Consider the following 17,862-nt stretch of genomic DNA (forward strand, 5'->3'; position numbering starts at 1 on the left):
CATCATAGAGTCAACAACGTGAGTACAGAATTGAATAAGTACAGCAAGACACTGACCCAGGACCCGACGTTACCTGCCGCACAGGCAATGCTTTACGGCATTGGCCTGACGGACGAAGACATGCAGAAAGCGCAGGTAGGCATCGTGAGCACCGGTTTCGACGGCAACACCTGCAACATGCACCTCAACGGACTGGCGCAGGATGTTAAGAAGTCAGTGTGGGCGAGCGATCTGGTAGGATTAGTCTTTAATACCATTGGCGTAAGCGACGGCATCAGCAACGGTACTGCGGGCATGCGTTATTCGCTGGTAAGTCGTGATATCATTGCCGACTCGATCGAAGCGGTATGTGGCGCACAATATTACGACGGTCTCGTCGCCATCATGGGCTGCGATAAGAACATGCCCGGCGCGTTGATCGCCATGGGCCGGTTGAACCGCCCTGCGATCATGGTCTACGGCGGCACGATTGCCGGTGGCCACTATAAAGGTCAAGAACTGAACATCATCTCGTCGTTCGAAGCCCTCGGTAAAAAACTCGCCGGTAACCTCAGCGACGAAGACTACAAAGGTATCATCAAAAACTCTTGTCCCGGCGCCGGCGCCTGTGGTGGGATGTATACGGCCAATACCATGGCCTCGGCGATCGAAGCGATGGGCATGTCGTTGCCTAACTCGTCGTCGAACCCGGCGATAGATCAATCGAAGAAAGATGAATGCGCTGCTGCCGGGCAGGCGATTTACAATCTGCTGAAGCTTGACCTCAAGCCCCGCGACATCATGACGCGTAAGGCCTTTGAAAACGCCATTACGGTGGTGATGGCCACCGGCGGCTCGACAAACGCCGTGCTCCACCTCATCGCCATGGCCAAAGCCGTAGACGTCGCGCTGACGCAAGATGATTTCCAGAAGATCTCCGACCGTATACCGCTGCTCGCCGATTTCAAGCCCAGCGGCACGCACCTCATGGGCGCATTGCACAAGATCGGCGGTATGTCGTCGGTACTGAAATACCTGCTGGAAAAAGGGTTCCTCCACGGCGACTGTATAACCGTAACGGGTAAGACCCTCGCCGAAAATGTAAAAGATGCCCCCAGCCTCGTCTTCGGCGAAAACAATGTTATCTACCCGGTAGAGACACCGCTCAAGCCCACTGCCCACTTGCAGATTCTCTATGGCAACCTGGCCGAGAAAGGTTCGGTAGCTAAAATTACCGGCAAAGAAGGCGAGCGTTTTAAGGGACCTGCCCGCGTCTTCAACGGCGAGTTCGAGCTGGTAGACGGTATCCAGAATGGCCGTGTAAAGTCCGGCGATGTAGTGGTGATCCGCTACGTAGGACCAAAAGGCGCGCCAGGTATGCCGGAAATGCTCAAGCCTACATCCGCCATTATGGGTTCGGGCCTTGGTAAAAACGTAGCCATGATTACCGACGGACGGTTCTCCGGTGGATCCCACGGATTTGTGATCGGCCACATTGTGCCGGAAGCTTTCGCCGGTGGCCTCATCGCCCTGGTAGAAGACGACGACCTGATAGAGATCGATATTAAGGGTCATTCCATCAACCTGTTGGTGGATGATAAAACGATAGCCCTGCGCAGAGCAGCGTGGAAACAACCCGCGCTGAATGTTAAGAATGGAGTTTTATGGAAGTATGCTAAACAAGTAAAAACTGCTGCTGATGGATGCGTTACTGACGAAGAATAAGCCTGCCGTAGCTGTAGCCAGCGAAGTAGAGCCTGCCAAGACGATCACCGGATCGGAAGTGCTGCTCAACTCGCTCGTGTCGGAAGGTGTTGATATAATTTTTGGTTACCCCGGGGGTGCCATTATGCCGGTATACGATGCGTTGTACGGCTATGCCGACCGCCTCAATCATATTCTGGTGCGCCATGAACAGGGCGCCATACATGCCGCCCAGGGTTTTGCCCGCGTATCGGGCCGCACGGGGGTGGTATTTGCCACGTCCGGTCCTGGCGCGACCAACCTGGTGACAGGGCTGGCTGATGCGCTGATCGACTCGACACCGCTGGTCTGTATCACAGGCCAGGTGTTTGCTCACCTGCTGGGAACGGATGCCTTCCAGGAAACGGACGTGGTCAACACGACGCTTCCCGTGACGAAGTGGAACATCCAGGTGGCGGAAGCCAAAGACATCGCGCCAGCGGTGGCAAAGGCTTTCTACATCGCGAACACGGGGCGTCCCGGACCGGTGTTGATCGACATCACCAAGAATGCGCAAAATGAAATGATCGCGGAGCAGCCGTACGAAAAGTGCGACCACATCCGTACCTATAAGCCGAAGCCGGTGCTGCAAACAGCACAAGTTGAAAAGGCGGCAGAGATCATCAACCAAGCGAAGCGTCCGTATATCCTGGCGGGCCAGGGTATCCTGCTGTCGGGTGCGACAGATGCGTTGGTAGCCTTCTCGGAAAAGACTGGTATACCGGTGGCCTGTACGTTGCTGGGGTTGGGCGGCTTCCCTGCCGACCATCCGAACTATGTGGGCTACCTGGGTATGCACGGCAATTATGGTCCCAACCTGAACACCAATGAGTGCGATGTGCTGATCGGCATCGGCATGCGCTTTGACGACCGTGTAACCGGTAACGTCAGCAAATATGCCAAACAAGCCAAGGTGGTACACATCGACATTGACAAGGCGGAGATCAATAAGATCATCCTGACGGAGGCCTTTGTACATGCCGATGCGAAAGAGGCCCTGCAAGCCCTGTTACCGAAGTGCCACGCCGCCAAACATATCGACTGGGTGGACAGCTTCCACAAACTGAACAAGATCGAATTCGATAAGGTCATTCACCCGGAGTGTAATCCGTCTGGTAAGATCACGATGGGTGAGGTGATCAGCAATCTCACGAAATATTCCAACGGTGAGGCCATTGTGGTAACGGACGTAGGGCAGCACCAGATGGTGACCTCCCGGTACTATCAATACAAGAACCCGCGCAGCAACGTCACGTCGGGCGGTGCGGGAACGATGGGCTTTGCCCTGCCCGCAGCACTCGGTGCCAAGATGGCGATGCCGTTGAAGCAAGTGGTGGCTGTCATTGGCGATGGTGGTTTCCAAATGACCTTGCAAGAGCTGGGCACCATCATGCAATACAACATTGCTGTGAAGGTGATGGTACTGAACAACAACTTCCTGGGCATGGTGCGCCAGTGGCAGCAGCTGTTCCACGGCAAGCGGTATTCGTTTACCGAAATGTCCAACCCCAACTTCATTATGCTGGCCGAAGCCTATAGCATCAAGGCCCGCAAAGTGGAGGCACGCGAAGATTTACACGATGCGTTAAAAGAAATGCTGGCTTCAAAGACCTCATACTTCCTGGAAGTAGTGGTGGGCAAAGAAGACAACGTATTCCCGATGGTACCGGCCGGTGCCGGCGTGGCCGATGTAATGCTGGAAGCACCGGAAGGCTGCCAATAGACCCGACGGAGTTAGATCAAAGACTGAGACATGAAACAGGATTTCACATTAGAGATACATTCGGACAACAACTTTTCGGTCATTAACCGGATCGTCAACATTCTGAACCGGCGGCGCGTACGCATTAAACGGTTGCTGGCCCACGAAGCCGAAGATGATTTTCGTCGCGGTACGGCAGTATTGCTGCTCGTGGCAACGGAAGACATGATGGAAAAGGTAAAAAACCAGGTGGAAAAGCTTATCGAAGTAGAGCAGGCGCTGTATTATACCGGCAGCGCCTTGTACTGCGAGCTGAGCGCAAAACACAGCGTGATTGAAAACGCATAGACATTCTGAAGCACCTACTAAACAGTAAAACATAAACAATTAAACACATAGAAAATGGCTAAGATTAATTTTGGCGGAACCATAGAAGAAGTAGTAACACGGGAAGAATTTCCGATGGAAAAGGCCCTGGACGTATTGAAGAACGAAACCATTGCCATTATCGGATATGGCGTGCAAGGCCCTGCACAGGCGTTGAACCTGCGCGACAACGGATTTAAAGTGATCGTGGGACAACGGAAAGGTTCGAAGACCTGGGACAAAGCAGTGGAGCACGGTTGGGTTCCTGGCGAAACGCTGTTCGAGATCGAAGAAGCTGCCAAGCGTGGTACGATCCTCGAGTTCCTGCTGTCAGACGCCGGCCAGATTGCCCTGTGGCCTACCATCAAGCCTTTCCTGACAAAAGGTAAGACACTGTATTTCTCACACGGCTTTGGCATCACCTTCAAAGACCAAACCGGCATTATTCCTCCGGCCGATATCGACGTAGTATTGGCTGCGCCGAAAGGTTCGGGTACTTCGGTACGCCGCCTGTTTTTACAAGGTAAAGGTATCAACTCGAGCTATGCAGTATTCCAGGACGCCACCGGCAACGCCACACAGAAGGCTATTGCCCTCGGTATCGGTGTAGGTTCAGGCTACCTGTTTCAAACGGATTTCAAAAAAGAAGTATACTCCGACCTGTCGGGCGAGCGTGGTACGCTGATGGGCGCTATCGCCGGTATCTTCGAAGCACAATACGAAGTACTGCGTGCGAACGGTCACTCACCTTCAGAAGCATTCAACGAAACGGTAGAAGAGCTGACACAAAGCCTGATGCCACTCGTGGCAGAGAACGGTATGGACTGGATGTATGCCAACTGCTCGACTACAGCACAACGCGGTGCGCTGGACTGGAAGAAAAAATTCAAAGCCGCCACACTGCCTGTGTTCCAGGAATTGTACAAGAGCGTCGCGACCGGCGAAGAAGCAAGACGTACGATCGATACCTGCAGCAAGCCGGATTACCGCGAGAAGCTTGCCGAAGAGCTGAAAGAGCTTCGCGAGAGCGAGCTCTGGCAGGCAGGCGCCGCGGTGCGCCAGCTGAGACCTGAAAAGAACCAGGTGGAAGCCAGCATGATCAACTCCTAATTCAGATCAATGTGCAGGTATTTTTACCTGCACATTGTTTTTATAACAACACCATGGTATCAGATAAACAAACGGAAAGCCTCGATGTCAACGCCGCCGCGGCCGTGCTCAAATCGGTCGTGTTGAAAACCCCGTTGCAGTTTCACCGGAAGCTCTCTGAGAAATTTAAAGCAGAGGTATACCTCAAGCGCGAAGACCTGCAGGTAGTACGCTCCTACAAGCTGCGGGGCGCCTATAATCTCATTCAAAGCCTGACCCCGGACCAGCGCCAGCGTGGCGTGGTCTGCGCCAGCGCCGGCAACCACGCGCAAGGCGTCGCCTTCTCGTGCCGCCAGCTAGACATTAAAGGGGTGATCTATATGCCGGCCATTACGCCCAAGCAGAAGATCAACCAGGTGAAAATGTTCGGTGGTGAGAACATCGAGATCGTACTGATCGGCGATACGTTTGACGAATGCCAGGCGCATGCCCTGGTCTTCACGCAAGCGAACAACATGGTGTTTATTCCGCCGTTCGACCACCTGAAGGTGATTGAAGGGCAAGGTACGGTTGGCAAAGAAGTCCTCGACGAGCTGAGCGACATCGACTATATGTTTGTGCCCATTGGTGGTGGCGGTTTGTGCGCCGGTGTGGGCCAATACTTTAAACTATTTTCTCCCAAGACGAAGATCATCGGTGTGGAGCCCCTGGGTGCACCGTCCATGAAAGAAGCGCTGAAGGCCGGCCACCCGGTGGTACTGGACACCATTCAGCGGTTTGTAGACGGCGCCGCGGTGAAAAAGGTAGGCGACCTGACCTTCGCATTGAGCAAAGATTTGCTGTCGGATATGCTGCTGGTGCCGGAAGGCAAAGTCAGCACGACGATTCTTCAGCTCTACAACGAAGACGCTATTGTGGCCGAGCCGGCCGGTGCATTGTCCATCGCGGCACTGGAACAATATGCCGACCAAATACGCGGTAAGAAGGTCGTGTGTATCCTGAGCGGCGGGAACAACGACATCGACCGCATGCAGGAGATCAAAGAACGTTCGCTGCTATACGAAGGATTAAAACATTATTTCATTGTGCGCTTTGCGCAACGCCCGGGAGCGTTGAAGCAATTCGTAAACGAGATCCTGGGACCGACAGACGACATCGTGCGGTTTGAATTCATCCAGAAACACAACAAAGAATCGGGACCGGCACTGATCGGCATCGAGTTGAAATCGAAAGACGATTTCCAGACGCTTATTGCCCGTATGGACAGCCACAAGCTCAACTATACGGTGGTGAATCAGAACGAGAACCTATTCGAATACCTGGTATAAACCCCAGTATTTTTACGCAAAGAATCTCCGTGTGGGTACGTAAGGCCTTCGCTTGCCGATGCAGGCGGGTAAATACGTAGATCGTCGTATTGAACGTCGCGTGCAGACTACCGATTTTTACATCGTCGTCATTTTTTTTCATGTACCTCGGAATAATCGACATGTCAACGCGATAAAAGAAAAAGAGCAGACCCTCTTTATGAAAAGGGTGTCCCGATGCAAAAGCGGGTTGCGCCGGCAGAACAATCCAGAGCCTGTTCCTGTCAGTCGCGCCGCCGAAACGTCGGGCACCTTTTTTAATTTAAAAAGCCATTGCCGGCCCCACCCTGGCACCGGTCTTCAGACGGGCGTAGTGTATTTATTCACCGAGAAACTACTTCCCCCACAACAGCGTTATATACCAACAGAGGGTTAACATTCCTATAGTATACTACCTACCACTAGTTAGGAATCATAAAAAAATGTTAATAATTCGTTGATGCACGCCCTAACTTTTGTGATCTTCGTGTACAAGAACCCTCGTTGATTTTACATTGACAAAACAGACAGGCTTTGGCCTGAATGAAATAGAAAATATCGAAAGCAATCGTTACCGTCCCGACACCCTCGGGACGGTTTCGTTTTTTTTAGACTGGAACAAACTAACAGTTGTTACAGCTTCCGAGTTTTCGGGAAAACACTAGATGATTTTTACAGACACAAAAACAATGAGTCAACCAAAAACACTGTTCGACAAGCTCTGGGACGCGCACGTGGTGAAGAAAAGCGAAGGCTATCCGGATGTGGTGTTCATCGACCGTCATTTCATTCACGAAGTAACCAGCCCTCAGGCATTTGACGGCCTTCGTAAGCGCGGCATTCCCGTGTTTAACCCCAGCCGGACCACCGCGGTACCCGACCACAACGTGCCCACGCTGGAGCAGCACTTGCCGATCAAAGAAGCGCTTTCCCGCCACCAGGTAGAAACGCTGCGCAAGAACACCGCCGAATTTGGCATTACGCTCTATGACCTGGGCCACCCGTACCAGGGCATCGTACACATCATCGGCCCCGAGCTGGGACTGACCCTGCCCGGCATGACCATCGTCTGCGGCGACAGCCATACGTCCACCCACGGCGCGTTTGGCAACATCGCCTTCGGCATTGGCACCAGCGAAGTAGAACAGGTGCTGTCTACACAGTGCATTCTGCAATACCGCCCCAAAACCATGCGTATCGAGATCAACGGAACCCTCGGCAAAGGCGTGGTGGCAAAAGACATCATTCTGTACGTGATCGCGAAAATCTCCGCCAGCGGCGCCACGGGTTATTTTGTGGAGTATGCCGGCGACGCCATTCGCAACCTCTCGATGGAAGCGCGTATGACGATCTGTAATATGAGCATTGAAATGGGTGCGCGCGGTGGCCTGATCGCTCCCGACGAAACAACCTTCAACTATATCAAAGGCCGCAAGTTCGCGCCGCAAGGTGCTGAATTTGACCGTAAGGTAGAGGAGTGGAAAAAGCTGAAGACGGACGAAGGTGCGCAATACGACGCCGTGCTGAAATATGACGCCGCCGACATTGCCCCGATGATCACCTATGGAACCAACCCGGGCATGGGCATTAAAGTGATGGACCGCATCCCGACCGTAGAAGAGCTGAAAGACGTATCGGAACAGACTTCTTTCAAGAAGTCACTGGAGTATATGGGTCTCGAGCCCGGCTCACAACTGTTGGGCAAGGCGATAGATTACGTGTTTATCGGCAGCTGTACCAACGCCCGCATTGAAGACCTGCGTGCCGTAGCATCGCTGGTGAAAGGCCGCAAGAAAGCCGAGAATGTAGAGGTATGGGTTGTGCCCGGTTCGAAGCAAGTAGAAGCGCAAGCCCGCCAGGAAGGTCTTGACAAAGTATTTGAAGCAGCAGGATTCCAACTGCGTCAGCCTGGTTGCTCCGCGTGCCTGGGCATGAACGAAGACAAGATTCCCGCAGGCAAATATTGCATCAGCACGTCTAACCGAAACTTCGAAGGACGTCAGGGACCCAAGTCCCGCACGTTCCTGGCCAGTCCGCTCAGCGCTGCGGCGGCCGCGATCACCGGCAAAGTAACAGACGTACGGAGCCTGGTATAATTCCTCCTGGAGAGAAACGAAACGTGAACAAGTAAGACAGGAGCCCTAAAAAGTATTTTATGTCGAAAGAAAAATTCACCACATTAAAAAGCTCGGCCGTACCTCTGCCGATCGAAAATATTGATACCGACCAGATCATTCCTGCGCGCTTTTTGAAAGCCACCACGCGCGAGGGATTTGGCGACAACCTCTTCCGCGACTGGCGCTATAACGCCGACGATACACCGAAGGCGGATTTTGTATTGAATGACAAGACCTACGCCGGCAAGATCCTGGTGGCCGGCAAGAACTTTGGCTGTGGTAGCAGCCGCGAGCACGCCGCGTGGGCCATTGCCGATTACGGCTTCCGCGTGGTGATTTCGAGCTTCTTTGCCGACATCTTTAAAAACAATGCGTTGAACAACGCAACGCTGCCGATCCAGGTATCCGACGCCTTTCTGAAAAGCGTATTTGCCTTAATCGAAAAAGACCCGCATACAGTCATTACGGTAGACCTCGAAAACCAGCGTGTAACGCTGGCCGACGGTACATCGGAGTCCTTTGACATCAATGCCTACAAGAAAACGTGCCTCACCAATGGGTACGACGACATTGATTACCTCCTCAGCCTGCGCGAAGAGATCCGCCAGTTTGATGCCGTACACTAAACCTTAACCTAAACCGATACTTGCTGCCCCGCGGCAAGCCCGTAAGAAAATGAAAAAGAAAATCGTAATCCTTCCCGGCGACGGCATTGGAAAAGAAGTGACGGCCTGTGGCAAGAAAGTGCTGGAGCAGGTAGCCGAATGTTTCGGTCACCAGTTTGTATTCGACTACGCTACGATCGGCCACGAAGCTATCGAAGCGACCGGCAGCCCGCTGCCCGATACATCCCTGGAGAAGATGAAGAACTGCGACGCGATATTGTTTGGCGCGGTAGGACACCCGAAGTATGATAACGATCCGTCCGCCAAAGTGCGTCCGGAGCAAGGCTTGCTCAAGATGCGCAAGGAACTGGGCCTTTATGCGAACCTGCGTCCCATCAAATTATTTGATGAGCTGCTCGAAGCATCGAGCATTAAGCCGGAGATTCTGAAAGGTGCTGATATACTTTTCTTCCGCGAGCTGACCGGCGATGTATACTTCGGCGAGCGCGGCCGCAAAGACGAAGGCAAGACAGCCTATGACACGATGATCTACTCGCGGTATGAAGTAGAGCGCATCGCGCACAAAGCCTTCAAGGCGGCACTGACCCGCGGTAAAAAAGTTACATCCGTCGACAAAGCCAACGTACTGGAAAGCTCACGCCTGTGGCGCGAAGTGGTACAAGACGTGGCGCGTCAATATCCGGATGTAGAAGTAGAGCACATGTTTGTAGACGCTGCAGCCATGAAGCTGATCCAAAACCCGCGCGGCTTTGACGTGGTGGTGACAGGCAACCTGTTTGGTGATATCCTCACCGACGAAGCCTCGCAGATCGCCGGCTCCATGGGCATGCTGGCCTCGGCATCGATCGGCGACACCGTAGGGCTATACGAGCCGATCCACGGCAGCGCGCACGACATTACCGGTAAAGGTATTGCCAACCCGCTCGCGTCGATCCTGTCGGCGGCTTTGCTGCTGGATATTTCTTTCGGGTTAAAAGAAGAATCAGAAGCGGTGATCAAAGCGGTGGAGAAGACACTGCGCGAAGGATACCGCACCCGTGACATTGCCGATGCGAACACCGCCCACGAGAAGATCCTGGGTACGGAAGTGATGGGCAACGTAGTATGCAACAACGCCCGCATGCTGGTGAACTGCCAGGTAGCGGTATAACAATACGAACACAGACGCCACCACACTATAAAACGAACATCAAAAGTCTTATTCCAAACCAATGAGCAGAAAAATTGAAATCTTCGACACTACGCTGCGCGATGGCGAGCAAGTGCCCGGCTGTCAATTGTCAACCGAAGAAAAGGTCGTCATAGCACGGGAGCTCGAGCTACTCGGTGTGGATGTGATTGAAGCCGGTTTCCCTATTTCGAGCCCGGGCGACTTTCTTTCCGTGGTAGAGCTCTCCAAAGCGGTGAGCATCGGCGTCTGTGCGCTGACCCGGTCTAAAAAGGAAGATATCGATGTGGCCGCCGAAGCCCTGCACCACGCCAAACGTGGTCGGATTCACACCGGCATTGGCTCGTCGGATATCCACATCAAAACCAAATTCAACAGCAGCCGCGAGAAAGTACTCGAGCAAGGCGTATGGGCTGTGAGCTATGCCAAGGCCAAAGGCTATGAAGTCGAGTTCTTTGCCGAAGACGCAGGCCGTGCCGACCTGGCCTTTCTGGCGCAGATGGTGGAGGCGGTTATTGCTGCCGGTGCCGACGTCGTAAACATTCCCGACACGACAGGTTACTGCCTGCCGCACCTGTATGGCAAGCGCATTCAATACCTGTTCGAGCATGTAAAGAACATACACAAAGCGACGATCTCCGTACACTGCCACAACGACCTGGGTATGGCTACGGCCAACACCATGGCTGGCCTCATCGCCGGCGCCGGTCAGGCCGAAGTGACCATCAACGGTATCGGTGAGCGCGCAGGGAACACATCGCTGGAAGAAATAGCGATGATCATCCGTACGCACAAAGACCTGGACTTGCATACCAACATCGTTTCCGAGCGCCTGTACGGCGTCAGTAACCTGGTGTCTGACCTGATGCGCATGCCGGTGCAGCCCAACAAAGCCATTGTAGGCGCCAACGCGTTTGCGCACTCGTCCGGTATCCACCAGGACGGCTTCCTGAAAAACTCGGAGAACTACGAGATCATCAATCCTTCGGACGTAGGTGTGCCGACATCGTCGATCGTACTGACCGCCCGCAGCGGTCGTGCCGCGCTGAAGCACCGCCTGGAGCTGCTGGGCTACCAGCCGAGCAAGCCCGAGCTGGACCAGCTGTACGAAGCATTCCTGACGGTAGCCGACGAAAAGAAAAATGTCAACGACGACGACCTGATGACCCTGGCAGCCAACACACCGCTGCTGGTACAGAAATAATCTTTTTCAAGCCAAACCTCCCAAACCCCAAAAGGCATCATCGCAAGGTGATGCCTTTTTGTTGGTTCCGTTGCTTTCCGCTACCTTCATGTCCGGAACCGTCTGCTATGCAACCCTCTCTGAAAAGTACCTGCTTTTTAGTCATATTTCTTATTTCCCTATCCCGGCTCAACGCCCAGGAGATTGGTTTACAATTGTACAGTTTACGCGATCAGTTTGCGAAGGACGTGCCCGGCACCATGGCCAAAGTGGAGGCTATGGGCATTCGCGAAGTGGAAATGGCAGGTACCTATGGGTTGGAGTTTCCCGAGATGATCAAGCTGATCGCCAAACACAAGTTACAAGTGATCAGCTTTGGCGCCGACTTTGAGCGCCTGGCCAAGTCGCCCCAATTAGTGGCGGATCAGGCCCGCGCTTATGGCGCGAAGTTCGTGGTATGTGCGTGGATACCCTTCGGCGATATGTTCGACTCGGACGATGTGAACTATGCTGCTTCTGTCTTGAACGAGGCTGGCAAGGTCATGGCCCGCAACGGTCTGTTGTTATGTTACCATCCGCACGGATATGAATTTCAACCGTACGAGTCGGGCACGGTGTTCGACTACATGGTCGACGCGCTTGACTCGCGGTATGTATACTTTGAAATGGATGTGTTCTGGATCAAACAAGCCGGGCAGGACCCGGTAGCGTTGCTGAAGAAATATTCCACCCGTTGGGTATTGCTGCACCTGAAAGACCGCAAGCGCGGCACTCCCAACAGCAACGACGGCAAAGCCCCCGACGAGACCAACGTCGTGCTGGGCCAGGGCGATGTCGGTATCGCCGCCGTGATGAAGGAGGCCAAGGCGATGGGCATTCAGCATTTTTTTATTGAAGACGAATCGCCCAAAGCGGAGCAACAGATTCCCAAGAGCCTGGCGTATCTAAAGACATTGAAATAAAAGCCGCGTCTTGTCCCGCGCGCTACACATCGAGGCTCTTAAAGCCCGCATACCCTTTGCAATAGTTTAACACAAGCTTGTAATCTTTGAGCACCTCCATGCCCACCGAAGCATAGTTCTGCCACTGTGCATAAATAATACCGGTAGATAAATTATTCATTTCCAGGGTTGCCAAAAGCAATTTGTGGGAGAATGTTTCATACCCTTTGATCAGACCATTAAACCCGCGGCCCAACGTACGCGAAGGGCCTTTGCGGTAACTGCACAGGTCGGTGGTCTTTAATAACAGTCCGCGGGCAGAGCCCGTATCAATCATAAGGTTACAAGCCTGACCCGTCTCCTGCTTTTGGAGAAAGACTGTGGCTTGTATCAGCGGGCGGGAGTCGGTCACCTCGATCGGCACATGCTGATAGCCCGCGGGCAGCGAGGCCGTGGCGGCGGGGCGTAGGGTAATCTCTTGCTTGCCGGGATGCAGCTCCACTTCAAATTTGATAAACAGATCATAGCCGATCACCCCATGTACATTGGGATATTCGCTGAAGAGATTTTGCTCCGGAATAACCACTACGGGAATGCGGTTTCCCAGCACGGCATCGATCGCTACCTTGTTGCCAAGCGAAAGTTTACCCTGTACCGTGCGGCCGGAGCCAAGCCCTGAGAATTCTACGGTACGGCCCGCCTCCGTATGAAACAACTTGCCAAACTTTTTACCAAATAGTACCAGGTTGCGACAGCCCGTGTCCAGGATGAGATTAACCTGTATCGAGTCATTGATGCGTACGGGCAGTACGATAAGATTATTGATGACAGTATACGTAAACCTGGTTTCCTGGAGGTGAGCGGGAAGATAAAAACCTGCCTCGGTCGGTGTGTGAAGAGCAAAACATGGCGTGCTCAGCAAGAGCACGCTTGCGACAATGATCCGGTAAAATGTGGCCATACCCAGTCTGATTAGTAGGGTATGAAGCTACCGTTATGCTATAGGCGGCGAAACACGCGGGAAGGCTGATTTTTATACCACCCCGAAAGCTCTGCTCCGCTGCGCGAAGAAAGGGTTACAGCAGAAGTCGGTAGGCGGTAGGGTAAATATACCTTAATTATCTCCCGTGCCTCGTGGTACAAACAAAAGAGGCACCCCCGTCGGAGATGCCTCTTTGTTATGACATGTATACTATAAATTACTTGCTCTTGGGCTGGGTCTTGATGGTGGAGGCCAGCTTCACTGCCTCGTATACATTGACGAGGCCACCCGTGTTACTGAGGTCGCTGAACGGTACCTCGTCGTGCGTACCCGGCTTGATTACTTTCAAACCGTCAAACTTGCGGGTTGACTGGCGGAGGATGTCTTTTAACTGTGCGGCCGACAGGTCCGGGAAGTAGGAGAGGAGTACTGCTGCAACGCCGGCTGCCGCGGGGCTGGCCATGCTGGTACCTTGCAGGTTCTCATACGTGTTGTCGGGTGTAGTAGAATAGATCTGCACACCGGGTGAGAACAGGTCGACTGACTTCTTGCCATAGTTGGAGAATGAGCCTACAAAGTTCGAGTCTGCTCCCCACGAAGAGGCGCCGATCTCCAGCCAGGTCTTGGCTTCGCCGCCTTTCAGGAATTTGCGGTTGGGAAAATTAGATTCCATGTCCGTGTTGTCGCCGTCGTTGCCTGCAGCGTGTACAAGCAGAACACCTTTCGATACCGCGTATTTCACGGCTTTATCCACCAGCTCTTTGTTCGGCGAGAAAGCTTTGCCAAAGCTCATGTTGATGATCTTTGCACCGTTGTCGGTTGCATAGAGAATAGCGTTGGCTACGTCTTTGTCGCGCTCGTCACCGTTGGGCACAGCGCGTACAGACATAATGCGCACGTTGTCGGCAATGCCCTTTACGCCGATGTTGTTCTTGCGGTTGGCGCCGATGATACCGGCTACGTGCGTACCGTGTTTGGGATCAGGACCGGCTACGTCGTTGTTGCCATAATTCTTTTCCGTCAGGTTCTTCGCATCATCGCCCACCACTGTGCGCGAGTTGAAATCGAGGTTGTAACCGTAGTTTACGGCAGTGCCGAAGTGGTCGACTGCTTCTTTAAGCATATCCACATAGCGTTGCAGGCCTTCGAGGAACTCGCTCACCTGAATGTCCTCATCAATGGATCCGAGCACTTCCACCAGGATGGTCTTGGCTTGACGAAGCGTGTCAGTGGTAGGGTTGATGGTTTCCAATATAGATTTGCTGAGAGGCTTACCAACACTGCGCGAAAGAACGCTGTCGCAGAAGGTGAGATTTTTCATAGCGCTGCTATACATCACGTATTGGCCGTTGTATTCGTCGTACTGATCTTTGTTGGCCTTGAAGTCGCGCTCGTATTTGAATTTCACACGCTTCCAGTACTCATATTCAGCTTTGTCTTTTTTGCCAACCTTAGCCTCCTCGATGCCTTCATACTTGGGCTTGAGGCGCTTGTATTCGCGGGTTACTTCATACGTGTCTTCGTTCACATTTCCGTTTTTGCCGCCGATGAAGTTCCAGCCGTGAACGTCGTCGATGTAACCGTTTTTATCATCATCGAGGCCGTTGCCGGGAATCTCGTCTTCGTTGGTCCAGATAATATCCTTCAGGTCCTCGTGGTCAACATCGATCCCGGAATCGATAACCGCTACCAGTACTGTTTTGGAGGGTTTTCCTTTCAGGAGTGTGTTATAAGCCTTTTCGGCGCTGACGCCCTGCACGTGGTCGTCTTGCGGGTCGCGTAAGAACCAGTCGGAAGGTGTCGTTATTGTGTCCTGATCTTGGTTTTCTGCCTGAAAGGCAGCAGCCCAATGGGTTGAGAGGGTCATAATTGCCGCAACTACCACCCCTGCGTTTCTTCTTATCATAAATCGTTGGTTTTCAAGTCAACAAGCGCGCAAGATAATGAGTTATGGTTTAAATCCGGAGCCCTTTATACGCGCGGGTTGTTTTTTTGAAATCTGGCAAATCGCGGGCCGATCTTACGTCGGTGACTCCTCAGAGGAGACAAATCAGCGTCGCAACGGATAATATTGGACCTTTGATATCAGAAAACCGCTACGCTTATGACATTAGTATTTACTTCTATAGCCGCGTTTTTTACCGTTTTTTTCCTCTGCGTCGGCAAATTGAATAACGACGTACAGTGGCCTGGATTGGCCCGAATCCTTCCGCGTCTGGCGCGGTTATTTCCATTCGCGGACTAGTTTTCCGAGTGTTTTAATCCCTTCTTCCACGCTTTCTGTCCATGGTTCTCCGTAGCTCAGGCGGAAGCAATTTTCAAATCGGCCCTGGGTAGAAAAAATGGGTCCGGGCGCAATACCAATATTGTATTTCAGCGCTTTGCGGTGCAGCTTGTAAGCATCCACCTTTTTGTTCATCTCCAACCACAATGTGAAGCCTCCCGTCGGGCGCGTAACGCGTGTGTCCTCCGGAAAATATTCAGCCACGGCCTGCTGGTAACGCAGCGACTGGGTGTGCAGCGCCTTGCGCAAGTGCCGCAGGTGTAGCTCATACCGACCGTTGCTGAGGAAATTGGCCAGCGCCGCCTGCGTAAGCGTATTGGTCGACACGGAGTGCATACGTTTCAACCGCATAACCTGCGCTTTAAACTTACCGGGTATCGTCCAGCCTATGCGATAGCCGGGCGCGAGCGATTTGGAGAACGACGAACAATATAAAACGAGTCCTTTACGATCGAATGACTTACAGGTTCTCGGACGTGTCTTACCAAAATACATCTCACCATAGATGTCGTCTTCCACCAACGGAATATCTTTCTTCGCCAACATATCCACGAGCTTCTTCTTGCGATCGTCGGGCATGCAGCTACCCAGGGGGTTGTTGAAGGTGTTGACGAACAAACAAGCTTTGATATCAAAACGGGGAATGGCCTGTTCCAGGTAATCGATGTCGATGCCCACCGTAGGATCGGCAGGAATCTCGACCACCTTTAGCCCGTGACTTTCCATTACCTGGAAGATGGCGTAGTAGGTCGGCGTTTCAATGGCCACCGTATCGCCGGGTTTGGTAATGGCCTTCACACAAAGGGACATCGCCTCAACAGCACCTGCTGTAACAACGATATCGTCTTCGCTGGGAGTACCACCCCAATTGAAGGCCTGACGGGCAATCTGTTTACGCAGCGCCGCATTGCCTTGCACATTCTCATAATTCAAACAGCCCGCCGGAGAGTCGCGAATAGCCTGCATCGTAGCCTTGGCCAGCTTGGCCACCGGCAGCAGCTTAATAGAAGGCGTAGCAACAGAAAAATTAACAATACCTTTTGCGTTGAGATCAGAATATACCTGCCGGATCATATCGTCGACGCTGACAGGCAAAGCATCGTCTACCGGATCACACACGCTGGGCAGCTCCAACGCATGCTCGTGCGAATGTTTAACATAGTAACCCGACTGCGGCCGCGCCTCAATAAGACCTTTACTCTCCAAAAAGTAATATGCCTGAAAGGCCGTGCTCAGGCTAATACCCTGCTCTTTGCTCAATGCACGCACCGACAGAAGCTTGTCTCCCATCTTCAGCACTTTCTTTTCAATAAGCGACTCGATGCGCTCAGCGACTTCCGCGTATTTATGATCGAGCTTTAATACAGTGTTTTCCATAGCCTGCGTAGACGTACTGTCTGCAAGCCTCAAGTTAAACTGATATGGCCGGAATTGCCAAAATGAAAACTGTTTTTTTTTTGCTAACGCGTCAGCTCATCCACCAACGCCAACAGCATAACCGAAGAAATATGATGCTGCAGCCGGTGCCTGATAAATTGCAGCGCCGCGACCATTTGGTTTTTCACTGTATTAGGAGAGATCTGCAACCGCTCAGCAATAGCCTCATGACTCAGCCCTTCGACCTTCGCCAATTGAAAGATATGCTTGCGCTGTGGTGGCAAAAGATCGACTGCTTGCTCGAGCAAGGCTTCGTATTGTTTATCCAATACCGCTGTTTCGCCCGCATTAATAGAGGGTGTCTCCTTTTTTGCGAATTCATAATTCGCAACAGCCTCCGTAGCAAGCTTCTTTAAATGCTTGTAGGCCATGTTGCGCGTCATCGTCACGAGGTAAACATGCAGGTGCTGCACTTCCGTGAACTCCGTGCGTTTTTGCCAAAGCTTTGAAAAGATTTCTTGTACAATGTCTTCGGCCAGATCAGCCGAGTGAAGATAGCGATAGGCCACCTTATATATCGCAGGCCAATGCCGATCGTATAGTTGCCGGAATGCCGCCTCGTTTCCCTGCGCCAGCAATGCTAGCACCTCATTTTCATGATATGAAATGGATTGAGTTGTAGGCATTAGGTTTAACGAAAGAATACATATTTAAACGATTCGCATAACTAAAGCAAAACATTAAATTAAAATTTGATTCATTTCAATAAACCACGACACACCACATCATAACAATCGTTACGATTCTATTCTTATTGTAAAGTTGTTAGAAGGAATCGTTTTGGGACTTTCCAAAAAATATTTCGCCTCCGGATAGTCCTACCCCATCTCCAGAAGACTCTTAGTATTAAAATGTGTCAAATTCCGTGTTTGGCATATTTTGATTTGATAAATAAACCT

Annotated in this window: 14 protein-coding genes; 10 read left to right on the forward strand and 4 right to left on the reverse strand. The window is 52.3% G+C overall.

Annotated features, from left to right (window positions below; genetic code table 11):
• Positions 1-18: 18 nt before the first annotated feature.
• The 10 genes from ilvD to K7P01_RS16825 all read left to right on the forward strand — a co-directional run bounded on the left by ilvD (position 19) and on the right by K7P01_RS16825 (position 12,281).
• Positions 19-1,704, forward strand: a complete 1,686-nt coding sequence (gene ilvD / locus K7P01_RS16780) for a dihydroxy-acid dehydratase (protein WP_267295079.1) — start codon at positions 19-21, stop codon at positions 1,702-1,704.
• Positions 1,679-3,445 carry a biosynthetic-type acetolactate synthase large subunit gene (gene ilvB, locus K7P01_RS16785; RefSeq protein ID WP_267295081.1) on the forward strand — a complete coding sequence of 589 codons (1,767 nt, stop codon included), beginning with the start codon at positions 1,679-1,681 and terminating at the stop codon, positions 3,443-3,445. Before ilvD ends, ilvB begins: the two co-directional genes overlap by 26 nt.
• Before the next feature lie 30 nt (positions 3,446-3,475).
• On the forward strand, positions 3,476-3,772 hold the full coding sequence (locus K7P01_RS16790; protein WP_267295083.1) for an ACT domain-containing protein: 297 nt from the start codon (positions 3,476-3,478) through the stop codon (positions 3,770-3,772).
• A 54-nt stretch (positions 3,773-3,826) separates the two neighbouring features.
• Positions 3,827-4,900 (forward strand): ketol-acid reductoisomerase, encoded by a 1,074-nt coding sequence (gene ilvC, locus K7P01_RS16795; RefSeq protein WP_254086360.1) that lies wholly within the window; start codon positions 3,827-3,829, stop codon positions 4,898-4,900.
• Between the two features lie 53 nt (positions 4,901-4,953).
• Positions 4,954-6,207 (forward strand): threonine ammonia-lyase IlvA, encoded by a 1,254-nt coding sequence (gene ilvA / locus K7P01_RS16800; RefSeq protein ID WP_267295088.1) that lies wholly within the window; start codon positions 4,954-4,956, stop codon positions 6,205-6,207.
• A gap of 707 nt (positions 6,208-6,914) precedes the next feature.
• Positions 6,915-8,321, forward strand: a complete 1,407-nt coding sequence (leuC, locus tag K7P01_RS16805) for a 3-isopropylmalate dehydratase large subunit (RefSeq protein ID WP_267295090.1) — start codon at positions 6,915-6,917, stop codon at positions 8,319-8,321.
• Between the two features lie 59 nt (positions 8,322-8,380).
• Entirely contained in the window at positions 8,381-8,968 is a 588-nt protein-coding gene (gene leuD, locus K7P01_RS16810) for a 3-isopropylmalate dehydratase small subunit (protein ID WP_267295092.1), read from the forward strand.
• Positions 8,969-9,017: 49 nt separating this feature from the next.
• The gene (gene leuB, locus K7P01_RS16815) at positions 9,018-10,118 is read left to right on the forward strand and encodes a 3-isopropylmalate dehydrogenase (protein ID WP_254086365.1); all 1,101 of its coding nucleotides are present in this window, start codon (positions 9,018-9,020) and stop codon (positions 10,116-10,118) included.
• A 61-nt stretch (positions 10,119-10,179) separates the two neighbouring features.
• Positions 10,180-11,340 carry a 2-isopropylmalate synthase gene (locus K7P01_RS16820; RefSeq protein WP_267295094.1) on the forward strand — a complete coding sequence of 387 codons (1,161 nt, stop codon included), beginning with the start codon at positions 10,180-10,182 and terminating at the stop codon, positions 11,338-11,340.
• Between the two features lie 107 nt (positions 11,341-11,447).
• Entirely contained in the window at positions 11,448-12,281 is an 834-nt protein-coding gene (locus K7P01_RS16825; RefSeq protein WP_267295096.1) for a sugar phosphate isomerase/epimerase family protein, read from the forward strand.
• Between the two features lie 22 nt (positions 12,282-12,303).
• Here K7P01_RS16825 and K7P01_RS16830 read toward each other — a convergent pair whose 3' ends face one another.
• The 4 genes from K7P01_RS16830 to K7P01_RS16845 all read right to left on the reverse strand — a co-directional run bounded on the left by K7P01_RS16830 (position 12,304) and on the right by K7P01_RS16845 (position 17,589).
• A complete protein-coding gene (locus tag K7P01_RS16830) occupies positions 12,304-13,221 on the reverse strand; it encodes a retropepsin-like domain-containing protein (RefSeq protein ID WP_267295098.1) in 918 nt (305 codons plus the stop codon).
• A gap of 238 nt (positions 13,222-13,459) precedes the next feature.
• Positions 13,460-15,148, reverse strand: coding sequence for a S8 family peptidase (locus K7P01_RS16835; protein ID WP_267295100.1), 1,689 nt, complete (start codon positions 15,146-15,148; stop codon positions 13,460-13,462).
• A gap of 318 nt (positions 15,149-15,466) precedes the next feature.
• A complete protein-coding gene (locus tag K7P01_RS16840; protein ID WP_267295102.1) occupies positions 15,467-16,903 on the reverse strand; it encodes an aminotransferase-like domain-containing protein in 1,437 nt (478 codons plus the stop codon).
• 83 nt (positions 16,904-16,986) lie between these two features.
• Positions 16,987-17,589, reverse strand: a complete 603-nt coding sequence (locus K7P01_RS16845) for an RNA polymerase sigma factor (protein WP_267295104.1) — start codon at positions 17,587-17,589, stop codon at positions 16,987-16,989.
• Between the last annotated feature and the right edge of the window lie 273 nt (positions 17,590-17,862).

The sequence above is a fragment of the Parachryseolinea silvisoli genome (genome assembly GCF_021190955.1).
GTDB lineage: Bacteria > Bacteroidota > Bacteroidia > Cytophagales > Cyclobacteriaceae > Ohtaekwangia > Ohtaekwangia silvisoli.

Coding starts and splice junctions, on each gene's coding strand:
- K7P01_RS16835 (WP_267295100.1), bottom strand. CDS start 15,148: ATGATAAGAAGAAACGCAGGGGTGGTAGTTGCGGCAATTATGACCCTC.
- K7P01_RS16790 (WP_267295083.1), top strand. CDS start 3,476: ATGAAACAGGATTTCACATTAGAGATACATTCGGACAACAACTTTTCG.
- leuD (WP_267295092.1), top strand. CDS start 8,381: ATGTCGAAAGAAAAATTCACCACATTAAAAAGCTCGGCCGTACCTCTG.
- K7P01_RS16840 (WP_267295102.1), bottom strand. CDS start 16,903: ATGGAAAACACTGTATTAAAGCTCGATCATAAATACGCGGAAGTCGCT.
- K7P01_RS16820 (WP_267295094.1), top strand. CDS start 10,180: ATGAGCAGAAAAATTGAAATCTTCGACACTACGCTGCGCGATGGCGAG.
- ilvC (WP_254086360.1), top strand. CDS start 3,827: ATGGCTAAGATTAATTTTGGCGGAACCATAGAAGAAGTAGTAACACGG.
- leuC (WP_267295090.1), top strand. CDS start 6,915: ATGAGTCAACCAAAAACACTGTTCGACAAGCTCTGGGACGCGCACGTG.
- ilvA (WP_267295088.1), top strand. CDS start 4,954: ATGGTATCAGATAAACAAACGGAAAGCCTCGATGTCAACGCCGCCGCG.
- K7P01_RS16830 (WP_267295098.1), bottom strand. CDS start 13,221: ATGGCCACATTTTACCGGATCATTGTCGCAAGCGTGCTCTTGCTGAGC.
- K7P01_RS16845 (WP_267295104.1), bottom strand. CDS start 17,589: ATGCCTACAACTCAATCCATTTCATATCATGAAAATGAGGTGCTAGCA.
- leuB (WP_254086365.1), top strand. CDS start 9,018: ATGAAAAAGAAAATCGTAATCCTTCCCGGCGACGGCATTGGAAAAGAA.
- K7P01_RS16825 (WP_267295096.1), top strand. CDS start 11,448: ATGCAACCCTCTCTGAAAAGTACCTGCTTTTTAGTCATATTTCTTATT.
- ilvB (WP_267295081.1), top strand. CDS start 1,679: ATGGATGCGTTACTGACGAAGAATAAGCCTGCCGTAGCTGTAGCCAGC.